Below are 13,222 nucleotides of genomic sequence, written 5' to 3' on the forward strand. Positions count from 1 at the left end.
CCCGGCTGGTCAGGCCCGCTGCCGCCGCCGCACCGCGGAGATCGCCCGATCGGACTCCCGGCGGTCCTGCCGCTCGCGGAGCGTCTGGCGCTTGTCGTACTCCTTCTTACCCTTGGCCAGCGCGATCTCGACCTTGGCCCGGCCGTCCTTGAAGTACAGGGCCAGCGGCACCAGGGTGTGCCCGGTCTCCTGCGTCTTGCCGATCAGCTTGTCGATCTCCGCCCGGTGCAGCAGCAGCTTCCGCCGGCGGCGCGCCGAGTGGTTGGTCCACGTCCCCTGGCTGTACTCGGGGATGTGCACGTTGTGCAGCCATGCCTCGCCGCCGTCGAGCTGGGCGAAGCCGTCCACGAGCGAGGCACGCCCCTGGCGCAGCGACTTCACCTCGGTCCCGGTCAGCACCAGACCGCACTCGTACGTATCCAGGATGTGATAGTCGTGCCGCGCCTTCTTGTTCTGCGCGATCAGCTTGCGACCCGTCTCTTTAGCCATAGCCAGGCCATTCTCGCACTAGGACCCGCCCCCGAGGCCACTCAATACTGTGCGCGCCCGCGCCTCGGCCGACGGGCCGTCGTCGGCCTTGACCCTCAGGTCCGGGGCGATGCCCTCGCCGTCGACGTTACGGCCGGCCGGGGTCCGGTAGTGGCCCACGGTGAGTTCGGCGACCGAGCCGTCGGGCAGTTCGCTGGGCATCTGCACCGAGCCCTTGCCGAAGGTGCGGGAGCCGACGACCACGGCGCGGCCGCGGTCCTGCAGGGCGCCGGTGAGCAGTTCGGCGGCGCTCATGGTGCCGCCGTCGACCAGCACCACCAGCGGGCTGTCGGTGTCGCCGCCCGGCCGCGCGTCGAGAACTCGCTGGTCACCACGGACGTCATAGGTGGCGACCAGGCCACCGTCGAGGAGGGAGGAGGCGGCGGTGACGGCCTCGGAGACCAGCCCGCCGGAGTTGCCCCGCAGGTCGAGCAGGATGCCGTCGCCCCGGGGGATGGAGCGCACCGCCCGCCGGATCCGCTCGCCGGTGCCCTTGGTGAACGAGTCGACCTTGATCCGGACGGCGCCGGGTCTGTGGTCGTCGTAGCCGCTGAGCCGGTCGACGGTCACCGGGTCGGTGGTCAGCCGGGCCCGGCGGAGCTCTTGCGTCCACTTCTGCCCGCCACGCCGTAGCCCGAGCTCCACCCGGGTGCCCGGGGAGCCGTCGGCGGGGCCGCGCAGCAGGGCCACGGCCTCGGTGACCGGCCGCCCGGTCACGTTCTTGCCGTCGACCGTGCGCAGTCGGTCATCGGCCCGGATCCCGGCCTTCTGGGCGGGGCTGCCGGGCTCGACCCGCTCGACCGCGATCCGCCCGTGGGCGTCCCGGTGGGCGGAGATCCCGACGCCGACGTACGCACCGTCGAGTTTCTGGCGGAAGCCCTCGTACTCACGGGCGCTGTAGACCGCGCCCCACCGGTCTCCGCTGCGGCTGACCACCTCGCGGGCGGCCTTCGAACCGGACTTCCCGTCCTCCTGGGCCGCGGCCGCGGCCGCCTTGACCTGGTCGCTCTCGACCGCGCCGACATAGCCACGAGCGGGCATCCCGACGGGCTGGGGGTCCTGGCGCGGTCCGGGCTCGGCGCCCCAGGAACCGACGGCCGCCCCGGTGGCGAGCACGCTCACGAAGACCAATGTCAGGGCGGCCCCGCGGCGAATGCGGCGGGGCTGGACGAACAAACACGGGCCCGACATGCCGGTGAGTGTAGGGCACCAACAGGCGCCGTACCGGGGGTTGTCCGGTACGGCGCCGTAGGCGAATGTCACACCTTGAGGTACTTGCGCAACGCGAAGAACGCCGCGAACGCGGGCATGAGCAGGCCAATCGCGAGCACCAGCGGCAGCTTGGCGAGCACCGCGTCCCAGCCGATGAAGTTGATCACATCGATCTTGTCCACCAGCCAGTTGTTGACCAGGAAGTACTGCCCGCTCACCAGCAGTACACAGGCGAAGCCCGCGCCCAGCAGCCCCGCGATGGCGGCCTCCATGATGAACGGCATCTGGATATAGAAGCTGGACGCGCCGACCAATCGCATGATCCCGGTCTCCCGGCGGCGGCTGAACGCCGACACCCGCACCGTGTTGACGATCAGCATCAAAGCGACGATCAGCATCAGCGTCATCACGCCGAGCGCCGCGAAGTTCATGCCGTTGAGCAGATTGAACAGGTCGTCGACCAGGGCCTTTTGGTCCTGGACCTCCTGCACCCCGGGGCGGGCGGCGAAGGCCGTGGAGATGACGTCATAGCGCTCGGGGTCCTTCAGCTTGATACGGAAGGACTCCTGCATCTGGTCCGGGGTCAGGGAATCGGCCAGCGGCGAGTCGCCGAACTGCTCCTTGTAGTGCTTGTACGCCTCCTCACTGGTCTCGAAGTGCACCGACTCGACGATGTTCATCTGCTTGAGTTCGGACTCGATCTCCTGCTTCTGGGCCTCGGTGACCGCGCCCTTGGCGCAGTTGGCCGCGGTCTCCTTGTCGTTCTTGTTGCAGAGGAAGATCGAGACGTTGACCTTGTCGTACCAGTAGCCCTTCATCGTGCTCACCTGCTCGCGCATGAGCAGGGACCCGCCGAACAGGGCGAGCGAGAGGGCGACGGAGACGATGACCGCGAAGGTCATCGTGAGATTGCGGCGGAGACCGACGCCGATCTCCGACAGGACGAACTGGGCGCGCATGGCGTCCTTTCAGTGCTGGTAGCCGTAGACGCCGCGGGACTGGTCGCGGACGAGGCGGCCCTTCTCAAGTTCGATCACGCGCTTGCGCATCTGGTCCACGATCTGCTGGTCGTGTGTCGCCATGACGACAGTGGTGCCGGTCCGGTTGATCCGGTCCAGCAGCTTCATGATGCCGACGGACGTCTGCGGGTCCAGGTTTCCCGTCGGCTCGTCGGCGATCAGCAGCATCGGACGGTTGACGAACGCGCGGGCGATGGCCACCCGCTGCTGTTCACCACCGGAGAGCTCGCCGGGCATACGGTCGTCTTTACCGCCCAGTCCCACCAGATCGAGCACCTCGGGGACGGTTTTCCGAATGGCGGTGCGCGGCTTGCCGATCACCTCGAGCGCGAAGGCGACATTCTCCCCGACCGTCTTGTTGGGGAGCAGCCGGAAATCCTGGAAGACGGTCCCCAACTGGCGGCGCATCTGCGGCACCTTCCAGTTGGACAGCCGCGCGAGATCTTTGCCGAGCACATGGACCGCGCCATGGCTGGCGCGCTCCTCGCGGAGGAGCAGCCGGAGGAAAGTGGACTTTCCCGACCCCGAGGAACCCACGAGGAAGACGAACTCGCCCTTCTCGATCTCAAGCGAGACATCCCGAAGTGCGGGACGGTTCTGCTTGGGGTATGTCTTGGTTACGTTGTCGAATCGGATCACTGGAGCACCACGGTGACCTGGGTAGCGGTACGGGCTGCAGCCGAAGCGGCTCCCGTCGGTGAGCGTGACCATACGCGAAGCACATGCGGGCGCGCAGTCCGCCGTCCGGCGTGGGTGGGTTTCTTCACTGCACTATTGGGGTCAAACGGTTGACAAACCGCCTGTCGTGGCGGCTGAAACGGCCACGAAACCGGTACGGATGCGGCACGGAATCGTGCGGGGCGCGCCGAACCGGACGGAAGCTGGCACAGTGGAAGGGGAACCAACCTCTTTCGCTGGGCGTTGGTCCCGTGTCTACTGCGGCACCGCCGCGCGGGAGGAGAAAGCGCATGACGTACGACAGGCTCGTCTGCGCCAACTGCGCGAGCCCCGTCAGCGAGGGCCGCTGCCCGGTCTGCCGGGCCAGCAGGGAGCGCCTGCAGCAGGACGGCATCTTCGGTGGGCTGACGCCGGCCGCGCTGATAGCGCTGCTGGTGGCGCTCATCACGGTGGCCGTGCTCGCGCATGAGATGGCAACGGCGTAACGGAGCGTTACGCAGGCTGTACGTCGGGTGTGGCACACCCTCTGAACGCACAAGGGGCCCGGAGCTCTGGAGAGCTCCGGGCCCCTTACCGTGCGTAGAGCGCGCGATCAGGCGACGTTGTTGCGGTTCACCAGACGCGGCACAAAGCGGAAGCCGATACCGCCGGCGATCATCGTAGCGGCGCCGACCAGCAGGAACGTGGTCTCGGAGGAACCGGTCTCGGCCAGCTGCTCCTTGGCCTTGCCCTGCTCCACCGGCTTGGAGCCGACGTTGTCGGTGCCGGTGTTGTCGTCGCAGTTGGTGCTGTCGAGGTCCACCGTGCAGGTGCTGTCGTCGCCACCACCGCTGCCGCCACCCTGGCCGGGCGAGCTCGGCGAGGCGGTCGGCTCGTCGGTGGGCGCGCCGGTCGGCTCACTCGTCGGCGGCTGAGTGGGCTCATCCGTCGGCGGGTCGGTCGGCTCACCGGTCGGCGGCTGAGTCGGGTCGTCCGTCGGCGGGTCGGTCGGCTCGTCGGTGGGCGGGTCGGTCGGCTCGCCCGTCGGGATCGAGGTCGGCTCGTCGGTCGGCTCGTCCGTCGGCTTGCCGATGCCGACACCGACATCCAGGCCCTTCTCGTCCGCGTTGGCGGAAACGTTCACACCGCCGATACCGACATCCACACCAACGGCCGAGGCGGCGCCGGCGGCGGTGAGCGATGCGCCGGCGGCGATCACCGCACCGGCAGCTATGCGCGCAACGCGCAGCCGCGTCTTCTTCGTCATCTGCCTGCTACCCCCAGTAGCTGTACTCGTCAATGGAGCAGCTATGCGCGGGGCAACGGCTCGGGGTGTCGCATTCTCCGCGGTCCCCATCCCTCTGAGGCGGTCCGCCGGCTCCCGTTCACACGCGCCCCAGTCATACGCATGCCGCGCGTCAGCCTTCCCAGTTTTCAGATCATCGTCAAGGCCATTGCATGCGAGATGTCCGCTATGGAAGTGGATGCGGCATGCATGGGTACAGGACTGTGACCAAAACCGCGGTGTACGGGGCCCGTTGGGGGTCCAGCGGGAAGGTTACTTCCCTTGCTCCTGCTGCTTGCGCCAGCGGATTCCGGCCTCCAGGAAGCCGTCGATCTCACCGTCGAGCACCGCCTGCGGATTGCCGACCTCGAACTCGGTGCGCAGGTCCTTGACCATCTGGTACGGGTGCAGGACGTACGAACGCATCTGGTTGCCCCAGGAATTGCCGCCGTCGCCCTTGAGCGCGTCCATCTTGGCCTGCTCCTCCTGGCGGCGCCGCTCGAGCAGCTTGGCCTGGAGGACGTTCATCGCGGACGCCTTGTTCTGGATCTGCGAGCGCTCGTTCTGACAGGAGACGACGATGCCGGTGGGGATGTGGGTCAACCGCACCGCGGAGTCGGTGGTGTTGACGCCCTGGCCGCCGGGGCCCGAGGAGCGGTAGACATCCACCCGCAGCTCGGACTCGTCGATCTCGATGTGGTCGGTCTGCTCGACGACCGGCAGCACCTCGACACCCGCGAAGGAGGTCTGGCGGCGGCCCTGGTTGTCGAACGGCGAGATCCGCACCAGGCGATGGGTGCCCTGCTCGACGGAGAGCGTCCCGTAGGCGTACGGGATCTGCACGGCGAAGGTGGTCGACTTGATGCCGGCCTCCTCCGCGTACGACGTCTCGTAGATCTGGGTCTTGTAGCCGTGGCGCTCGGCCCAGCGCAGATACATCCGCTGGAGCTGCTCGGCGAAGTCGGCGGCGTCCACCCCGCCCGCCTCGGCGCGGACGTTCACGAGCGCCTCACGGGAGTCGTACTCGCCGGACAGGAGGGTGCGCACCTCCATCTCGTCGACCGCCTTGCGCACGGCCTCCAGCTCGGACTCGGCCTCGGCGCGGGCGTCCGCGTCGCCCTCGTCGGCGGCGAGCTCGAACAGCACCTCGAGATCGTCGATCCGGCCGCGCAGCTCCTCGGCCCGGCGCAGATGCCCCTGGAGATAGGAGAGCTTGCTGGTGACCTTCTGCGCGTTCTCCGGGTCGTCCCACAGGGACGGGGCCGCCGCCTGCTCCTCGAGCACGGCGATGTCGGCCCTCATCTTGTCGAGGTCCAGGACGGCCTCGATCGACCCCATGGTCGAGGAGAGGGACTTCAGCTCTTCGGATACATCGACGACTGCCACGGGACCAGCGTAACCGCTACGGAAGACTGACCGTCCCCGGTCATGGCGTACCGGGGTCCTGGGAGACGGAGTGCTCGCCGCCCTTGGGCTGATCGCCTCCGTCGTCGCCGCCCGCCACCAGCCAGCCGCCGAGCCCCACCGCGACCAGGGCGGCCAGCGTGATCGCGGCCACCTTGAGCCGGCGGCGGCGCAGCGCGCCCGCGACCGCGGGGTTACGGGCCGAGCCCGCCCGGCGCTGGCCGTGCACCCGGGGGGCGCGGGCGGTGCCATGGGCGCCGCCCGCGAGCTCGTCCGCGCTGGGCACCCGCATGCTGGTGTGGGTCTCGCGGCTGGAGTCCGGCACCGCGCCGGGGACCAGCGGCACCGCGCCGCGCCGCCGCGAGGGCGAAGGGGCGGGCCCTGCGGCGGACACGGAGACGCCGCGGTGCGGGGTCTTTGCCTCCGCGCCCTCCCGCTGCTCGCCCTCCTGCTGCTCATCGGGCTCGTCGATGTCCAGCGGCGGATATCCGGCCAGACTGGGCAGCAGCTCGCGCAGCCGGGTGGCCAGCTCGGAGGCGCGCAGCCGGGAGGCGGGCGCCTTGGCCAGGCACTGGAGGAGGAGCTGCCACAGCTCGTCGGGGATCCCGGGCAGCGGCGCCACGGTCTCGGTCACATGGCGGCGCAGGATCGCGCCCGGATGACCGCCGCCGAAGGGCGTGAAGCCGGCCAGCATCTCGTAGAGGACGGTCGCGAGGGCGTACACATCCACGCTGGCCCGGGGCGGCAGCCCCTCGACGATCTCGGGGGCGAGATAGTCCGGGGTGCCGATCACGCTGCGCGGGTTCGGCGAGCGGCCCTGGGAGGAGGCCCGGTCGCGGGCCGGCTGGGCGCGGATCGGGGTCGGCTCGTCCACCAGGCGGGCGATGCCGAAGTCGGTGAGCAGGGCGGGGTGCGCACCGCCGGGGCCGAGCGGGCCCCCCATGTCCAGCAGCACATTCTCCGGCTTGACGTCGCGGTGGACGACCCCGGCGGCGTGCGCGGCGGACAGCGCGTCGGCGACGTCCACCGCGATGGCGACGGCGGCCTCGGGGGCGAGCCGGCGCTCGCGGTCGAGGCGGGTGCGCAGATCCGTCCCGCGGATCAGGTCCATGACCAGCGCGAGGTCATTGCCGTCGACCACCAGGTCGCGCACTCCGACCACCCGGGGGTGGTCGAGGCCGAGCAGTACGGTGCGCTCCTGGACGAAGCGCTCCACGAGCTCCTGGTCGGAGGAGAGATCCTCACGCAGGAGCTTGATGGCGACGGGGCCCTCGGGTCCCTCGCCCAGCCACACCGTGCCGGCGCTGCCGCGCCCCAGGAGCTGGTGCGCGGTGTACCGACTGCCGATCTTCCGTGACAAGACTGCTCCGAATCCTCCGACAAGGGGGGCACGTTGGCGACAAAGCTACGCGGCTACTGGCGCGTTGGGTGCACCAGACAACGCCAACTGTCACTTCTGCGGCGGAAAACACCCTTCGGATGTCGACAAATCGCCGGAGTCGGAGGTGGGAAGGCCAGGATCGGGCCGGAAAGCCGGGGCGGGGACGGGACCGGAAACGGGGACGCTGACGGATCAGCTGCTGGGGCCGCCGAGGTCCTCGATCCACTTCTGGACGTCCTTGGCCCAGCCCGAGACCGCGTCCCAGTAGCTCTGCCCCTCGGCGATCCAGTCCTTGAGCGGGGTCAGCTCCCAGACCAGCCAGGAGCCGACGATGAGGACCACGATCACGAACAGACAGCCCTTGAGGCACCCCAGACCCGGGATCTTCATCCGGTTGGGGCTGGAGCCGCGCTGCCGGGGCTCCCCGCGCGGCTCCGGCTGCTGCGGCGGCGGAGCGTAGCGCTGCGGCTGGGGCTGCTGGGGGTGGTGCGGCGCCGGGGCGTACTGCTGCGGCTGCTGCTGGGCGTACGGCGGCGGCTGCTGACGGCCCCGCTGGCGCTGAGGCGGCTGCGGCTGCTGGGGCTGCTGATACTGCTGCGGCTGCTGGTATTGCTGCTGCTGATACGGCTGCTGGGGCGCGGCGCGGTGCGGGCGGCGGCGCAGCGGGTCCTGGCTCGGGTCGAGGTACTGGACCTGCGTCTGCTCATTGCGGTCGCGGGCCGCGCGCAGCTGGTTCTGCCAGGGGTGCGGATCGTCCTGGCCCGGCGGCACGGGCGGCATGGCGCGCGTCGGATCGGCGCCTCCGGCCGGTCCGGAGCCGGTCGGCAGCACCTGGGTGGGGTCGGCGTTCGCCCCGGTGGTCGGCATCACATTGGTGGCCGCGGCCGGGTCGTACGAGGGGGTGCCCCCCGGTGCGTTCGGGAGCACCTGGGTCGGGTCGGCCGAGTCCGCGGGCGCGGTGTCCGGGACCGGCGCGGGCGCCGGGTCCGGGGCGAGCAGCGCGGCGACGCCGAGCGCCGCCTCGGCCTGCGCGGCGGAGGCGTGCACCCCGACACCGGCGGCGACCACGCGCAGCGCACGGGCCAGGCTCTCGGCGCTGGGGCGCTCCTCGGGGCGCTTGCGCAGACAGCGCTCTATGACGGTCCACAGCGGCTCGGGCACGGTCGAGGGGCGGCGCGGCTCCTCGCTGAGGTGGCGGTGGAGCACCTCGAGGGCGGTGTTGCCGGCGAACGGCGGACGGCCGGTGACCAGCTCGTAGAGCATGATGCCCGCGCCGTAGATGTCCACGGCGGAGGTCTGCGGACGGCCCTCGGCGGACTCCGGCGCCACATAGGCGGGGGTGCCGACGAACTCCTGGGTGCGGGTGAGGCCGGGCGAGTCGGCCAGGCGCGCGATGCCGAAGTCGGTCAGCATCGGATGCATTTCCTGGCCCTCGCCGGTGCCCGCGAGCAGCACGTTGGCGGGCTTGAGGTCGCGGTGCACGACGCCGTCGGCGTGGCTGGCGGCGAGCGCGTCCGCGATCTGGGCGGTGAGGAGGGATGCGGCGACGGGGGTGAACGGGCCGTTGCTGCGCAGGTATTTGTGCAGATCCGGGCCGTCGATCAGGTCCATGACCAGGGCCAGCAGATCACCCTCGACCACCAGGTCACGGGTGCGGACGATATTGGGGTGGGTGAGCCGCAGCAGCACCGAGCGCTCGCGGAGAAAGCGCATGACGATGTCCGCGTCGTTCGCGAGCTCCTCCTTGAGGACCTTGATCGCGACGGTCTCGCCGGGCTGCCCGGCCACGGCGGCCTCGGCCCCCGCCGCCTCCCGCTGGCTTGCCCGCCATACGGTGCCCGTGGCTCCGCGCCCGAGCGGCTCCTCGAGCAGGTATTTGCTGCCTACCGGCCGCACGTCATGCGCTCCCTGATCGTGGTCTTACATCGGTGGTCTGCGATGGTCTGCTTGCTGCGCTGCTTACTGCTCTGCTTGACGGTCTGCATGTGATGCTCGTCCGCCCCACTGTAATGGCGACGCACGGTGCGCCCTATCCGATCACCACACGAGGGTCCGGCGCCGGGGAAGACGTGTGATCCGGGCAGATGGTTGCCGATGGCGTCCGGGCCGCTCGATCGCCGCTCGATTGGGCACCGCCGGGCGTCTCAAGGGTGGCCGTTCCGGTCGCAATCAGCCAGTTTCGGCCGACTAGCCGACCAATCAAGATCATGTGGCGCCGGGCGGCGGGCGAAGTGTCGGTGGCAGGTGCGAGGATGCAGGCAGCACGGAAGCGCCGAGCGCCGGGGGGCTCACGCTCCGTGACCCGTACGACCCCGTACGGACCTGTACGTGCCGAAGGGCCTGGGGGCGGTGGTGGGGGTCGGCACCCCTGCCCGGCCCCCCGGACAGAAGGGACCGTTGACGGCGATGCAGATTCGGCTGACCGTCCTCGGGCCGCGCAGCGCCCACCCGGGCCGTTCCGGCCACCATCCTGCGCCCGCGTCCGCGCCGCATGCCCTCATGGGCGCGGTGGACGTCCTGGTCACCGCCCCTGTCGGCACGGCCCTCGCCTCGGTGGCCGGCGGGCTCGCCGACGCGGTCGCCGCGGCCGGATACGAAGCGGGGGGCGGCAGCGGTGGCGGCGCGGTGGTGCTGTACGCGGGGGGCGAGCGGCTGGACCCGCAGCGCTGTGCGCTGGGCGAGCCGCCGCTGGTGGACGGCGCGGTGCTCTCCCTGCACGCCCCGGCCGACCCCTACTCCGGCCACTACCCCGGCTATCCCGGCCTCCCCGAGAGCGCCGTGGCCGACGCCACGGTCCATCTGGACGTGGTCGCGGGGCCCGACGCGGGCGGCGTCCATCTGCTCCACGGCGGCCAGGTCCGCATCGGCCGCTCCGCCGACGCGGACGTCCCGCTGGACGACCCCGACGTCTCCCGGCTGCACTGCGCGGTCACCGTCGCCGAGGACGGCCGCGTGACCATCGCCGACCTCGGCTCGACCAACGGCACCGCCGCCGACGGCGTCCCCGTGGGCACCCATCCGGTGCCGCTGGAGCCGGGGGCGCTGCTGCGGATCGGCGAGTCCGCCCTGCGGCTGCGCGTCCCCTCCGCGGCGTCCGCGTTCCCGTCGGCCCCCTCGCGCCTTCCGGTCCACGCGGACGGCGAGGGCCACCTCCGCGTCACACCCGCCGGGGACCACCCCACCCACGCGGAGGGCCCCTGGACCGGCGCCCCCCAGTCCGCCCCCACCCACTCCACCGAGGGCACCTGGACACCTCCCGGCCAGCACCCCGGCACCGGCTGGACACGAGTAGCCCAGCCAGGTGACGAGCCTCACTCCGCGCCCGGGCGGTACGAGGGGGGCGCGGGCACCGGGCCCCGGGACCCCCGCCGGGGCGAGGCGGGCTGGGGCCCGGGCACGGGAGCCGCCGGAGCACGCGGCACGGGACCCACCGGGACGCGCGGCACGGGCGCCGGGACCCGGAGCGGGGCGGGCGCCCAAGGCCACCGGGACGACGACGGCTGGGGCCCCGGCACGGGGCCCACCGGGACGCGCGGCACGGGCACCGGAACCCCGGGCGGGGCAAGCACCCAAGGCCACCGGAACGACGGATGGCACCCCGGCGAGGGGGCCGCCGCCAAGCCGCGTGGCGGCGCAGGCGGTCGCGGGTCCGGCCACGAGGACCAGGACGGGCAGGGCGGCCACTGGCCGACCGGCGGCTCGGCAAGCCCGGGCGGCTCGCCTTACGGTGCCGCGGGCGCCGGTCGGCGCAGTGAGCGGCCGCGCGACGAAGGACACGGCGAAACGAGCCGCCGCGACGGCCGGGGCCCGCAGGGGGCCCTCGGCCCCCGGCGACCAGCCGTACGACGACCCGTCCACCACCCGCACCCGACGCGGCGAGCGCATCCCCCGGCCGGGAGCCGCCGGACGCGGCCCGGCGGGGCAGCCCACGCGGGCCGACCAGGACCGGCCCGGCGCGGGCGGCAGCGGCAGTCAGTCGCACGGTCAAGGGCGCGGCGACACGGACGGACGCGGCCGACGCCCCCAGCGGCCCTGGTCCGCTGGCGACCAGCCCGCCGACCCGAGTCCCGGCGGCTCGCCCTACGGCGGCGCGGACGCAGGCCACAGCCGCCACCACGACGGCGACGCCGACTCCGGGCGGCAGCCGGGTCCGGGCGCGGGTTACGGCGCCACTCGGCGCGGCGGGCAGCCGTACGACCAGGGACCCTCCGCCACCGGCGGACAGCCCGCCGACGCGGGCTACCAGGGAGCGCCGTACGACGGCCCATCAGCCACTCCCGGACAGCGCACCCCCTACCCCGGCGGCCAGCCGGGCGCCGGACCGCGCAGCGGCCACAGCTCGGCCGACCCCGGCCACGCAGGCCAGGGCGGGGCTCCCGCCGACAGCGGGCAGCGCGGCGGACGTGGCCCGGGCGACCGCTCGGCCGACGCCGGGCGGCCGCAGGCCGGAGGCTCCGGGGCCGGCGGCACAGGGCGGCGGGGGGTGGGTGATCGTACGCATGCCGGGGCCTATGCGCTGGATGCGCCGGGGGCGCAGGCGCGGCGGCGGGGGATAGGGGCCTGGGTGCGGCAGTTGGCCGGCGGGAAGGCGGCCGAGCGGAGCGGGGTGCGGCAGGACGGGGGCGCGCGGGGCTCGGCGGAGCGGGCGGCTGCGGAGGCGGAGGTGCTGCAGCGGCGGTGGCCGGATCCGGCCACCGTGTTGATGACGGCGCTGGGGCCGGGCTCCCGGTTGTGGGAGCGCGCCCAGGGGCACCCCGACGCGCTCACGGTGCGTCTCGGCTCGGCCGACCAACTGGCGGCGGACGGCGGGCTGCTGGCCGCCGCGCCCGTGACCGTCGATCTGCGGCAGTGCGGTTCGCTGGGGCTGGCGGGGCCGCGGGCGCGGGTGGCGGGGCTCGCCCGGTCCGTCGTGGCTCAACTCGCGGCGCTGCACTCTCCGGCCGCGCTGGAGATCGTGCTGATCAGCGGCGAGGAGCGGCTCGCGGAGTGGTCGTGGCTCGGCTGGCTGCCGCAGGTCCAGCCGTTGCGCGGGCAGGACTGCCGGTTGCTGCTCGCGTACGACGGGGAGCAGGCCACGGCCCGTACGGACGAGTTGACCCGGCGGCTGGAGGACGGTCCGCTGGGCCCCGGCTGGGCGAGCGCCTCCCCCGCCGCCGCGGCGTCCGCGGCGGCGCGCCACGTCGGGCCGCGCACCATGGTGGTCGTGGACGGCGCCCCCGGCTCGGCCGCGCTGCACGACACGCTTGCCCGGCTGGCGGTGACCGGCTCCGCGGCCGGGATCCATCTGCTCTGTCTGACCGAGGCGCCCGCCGCGTCACCCACGTCCCCGTTGCCGATGAGCTATGAGGCCGCGTGTGCCGCGTCCGCGGCCTTCGCGGCCTCCGGGGTGGCGGCCGTGCTGAGCGGCGATGTGGCCACAGGACTGCAGATCGTCCACGGGGGCGGGGACGGGGACGGGGCCACGTCCGGCATCGCCGGGGTCACCGGTGTCGCCGGGCTCACCGGCGCGACCGGCGCCGACAAGACCGTGACAGTGGACGCGGTGTCGATGGCGTGGGCAGAGCGGTTCGCGCGGGCGCTCGCGCCCCTGCGCCCGGCCGCCTCCGCGCAGGGCGGCGCGTTAGGCGGCTCCGAAGGCCCGCAGATCGTTCAGCTGCAGGACTAGGAGCGGCTGCTGGACGAGTTGGGCCTGGCGCGGGCCACGCCCGCGTCACTGCTGGCCCGTTGGGCGGCCGC

General features: G+C 72.5%; 11 protein-coding genes. 3 read left to right on the forward strand and 8 right to left on the reverse strand.

What is annotated here, in order from left to right; translation table 11 throughout:
* Positions 1-9 precede the first annotated feature (9 nt).
* The 4 genes from smpB to ftsE all read right to left on the reverse strand — a co-directional run bounded on the left by smpB (position 10) and on the right by ftsE (position 3,398).
* Positions 10-489: an SsrA-binding protein SmpB gene (smpB, locus tag STRVI_RS39275; RefSeq protein ID WP_014061124.1), complete on the reverse strand. Its 480-nt coding sequence runs from the start codon at positions 487-489 to the stop codon at positions 10-12.
* An 18-nt stretch (positions 490-507) separates the two neighbouring features.
* Entirely contained in the window at positions 508-1,719 is a 1,212-nt protein-coding gene (locus tag STRVI_RS39280; RefSeq protein WP_063644327.1) for a S41 family peptidase, read from the reverse strand.
* Positions 1,720-1,787: 68 nt separating this feature from the next.
* The gene (gene ftsX / locus STRVI_RS39285; RefSeq protein ID WP_014061126.1) at positions 1,788-2,699 is read right to left on the reverse strand and encodes a permease-like cell division protein FtsX; all 912 of its coding nucleotides are present in this window, start codon (positions 2,697-2,699) and stop codon (positions 1,788-1,790) included.
* Positions 2,700-2,708: 9 nt separating this feature from the next.
* The gene (ftsE, locus tag STRVI_RS39290; RefSeq protein WP_043237274.1) at positions 2,709-3,398 is read right to left on the reverse strand and encodes a cell division ATP-binding protein FtsE; all 690 of its coding nucleotides are present in this window, start codon (positions 3,396-3,398) and stop codon (positions 2,709-2,711) included.
* Positions 3,399-3,727: 329 nt separating this feature from the next.
* Between ftsE and STRVI_RS39295 the strand changes: the two genes are divergently transcribed.
* Positions 3,728-3,922 (forward strand): hypothetical protein, encoded by a 195-nt coding sequence (locus tag STRVI_RS39295; RefSeq protein ID WP_014061128.1) that lies wholly within the window; start codon positions 3,728-3,730, stop codon positions 3,920-3,922.
* A 107-nt stretch (positions 3,923-4,029) separates the two neighbouring features.
* Here the strand turns inward: STRVI_RS39295 and STRVI_RS39300 are convergent, their stop codons facing one another.
* The 4 genes from STRVI_RS39300 to STRVI_RS39315 all read right to left on the reverse strand — a co-directional run bounded on the left by STRVI_RS39300 (position 4,030) and on the right by STRVI_RS39315 (position 9,382).
* A complete protein-coding gene (locus STRVI_RS39300; RefSeq protein WP_014061129.1) occupies positions 4,030-4,683 on the reverse strand; it encodes an LPXTG cell wall anchor domain-containing protein in 654 nt (217 codons plus the stop codon).
* Positions 4,684-4,974: 291 nt separating this feature from the next.
* The gene (prfB, locus tag STRVI_RS39305) at positions 4,975-6,087 is read right to left on the reverse strand and encodes a peptide chain release factor 2 (RefSeq protein ID WP_014061130.1); all 1,113 of its coding nucleotides are present in this window, start codon (positions 6,085-6,087) and stop codon (positions 4,975-4,977) included.
* A gap of 40 nt (positions 6,088-6,127) precedes the next feature.
* Complete coding sequence (locus STRVI_RS39310; RefSeq protein ID WP_014061131.1) at positions 6,128-7,465, reverse strand: serine/threonine-protein kinase; 1,338 nt, start codon at positions 7,463-7,465, stop codon at positions 6,128-6,130.
* Positions 7,466-7,678: 213 nt separating this feature from the next.
* Positions 7,679-9,382, reverse strand: a complete 1,704-nt coding sequence (locus STRVI_RS39315; protein ID WP_014061132.1) for a serine/threonine-protein kinase — start codon at positions 9,380-9,382, stop codon at positions 7,679-7,681.
* Positions 9,383-9,892: 510 nt separating this feature from the next.
* Here STRVI_RS39315 and STRVI_RS55230 point away from each other — a divergent pair.
* Positions 9,893-11,977, forward strand: coding sequence for an FHA domain-containing protein (locus STRVI_RS55230; RefSeq protein WP_078505561.1), 2,085 nt, complete (start codon positions 9,893-9,895; stop codon positions 11,975-11,977).
* A complete protein-coding gene (locus STRVI_RS56565) occupies positions 11,970-13,151 on the forward strand; it encodes a hypothetical protein (RefSeq protein WP_435532600.1) in 1,182 nt (393 codons plus the stop codon). Before STRVI_RS55230 ends, STRVI_RS56565 begins: the two co-directional genes overlap by 8 nt.
* Positions 13,152-13,222 lie beyond the last annotated feature (71 nt).

Origin of the sequence: Streptomyces violaceusniger Tu 4113, from assembly GCF_000147815.2 — a bacterium.
In the GTDB taxonomy this organism is placed as follows: domain Bacteria; phylum Actinomycetota; class Actinomycetes; order Streptomycetales; family Streptomycetaceae; genus Streptomyces; species Streptomyces violaceusniger_A.

Bases quoted from the DNA above. Each gene is read 5' to 3' on its own strand.
- STRVI_RS39280 (WP_063644327.1), bottom strand. From the start codon at position 1,719: ATGTCGGGCCCGTGTTTGTTCGTCCAGCCCCGCCGCATTCGCCGCGGG.
- STRVI_RS39295 (WP_014061128.1), top strand. From the start codon at position 3,728: ATGACGTACGACAGGCTCGTCTGCGCCAACTGCGCGAGCCCCGTCAGC.
- ftsX (WP_014061126.1), bottom strand. From the start codon at position 2,699: ATGCGCGCCCAGTTCGTCCTGTCGGAGATCGGCGTCGGTCTCCGCCGC.
- STRVI_RS39300 (WP_014061129.1), bottom strand. From the start codon at position 4,683: ATGACGAAGAAGACGCGGCTGCGCGTTGCGCGCATAGCTGCCGGTGCG.
- smpB (WP_014061124.1), bottom strand. From the start codon at position 489: ATGGCTAAAGAGACGGGTCGCAAGCTGATCGCGCAGAACAAGAAGGCG.
- STRVI_RS55230 (WP_078505561.1), top strand. From the start codon at position 9,893: ATGCAGATTCGGCTGACCGTCCTCGGGCCGCGCAGCGCCCACCCGGGC.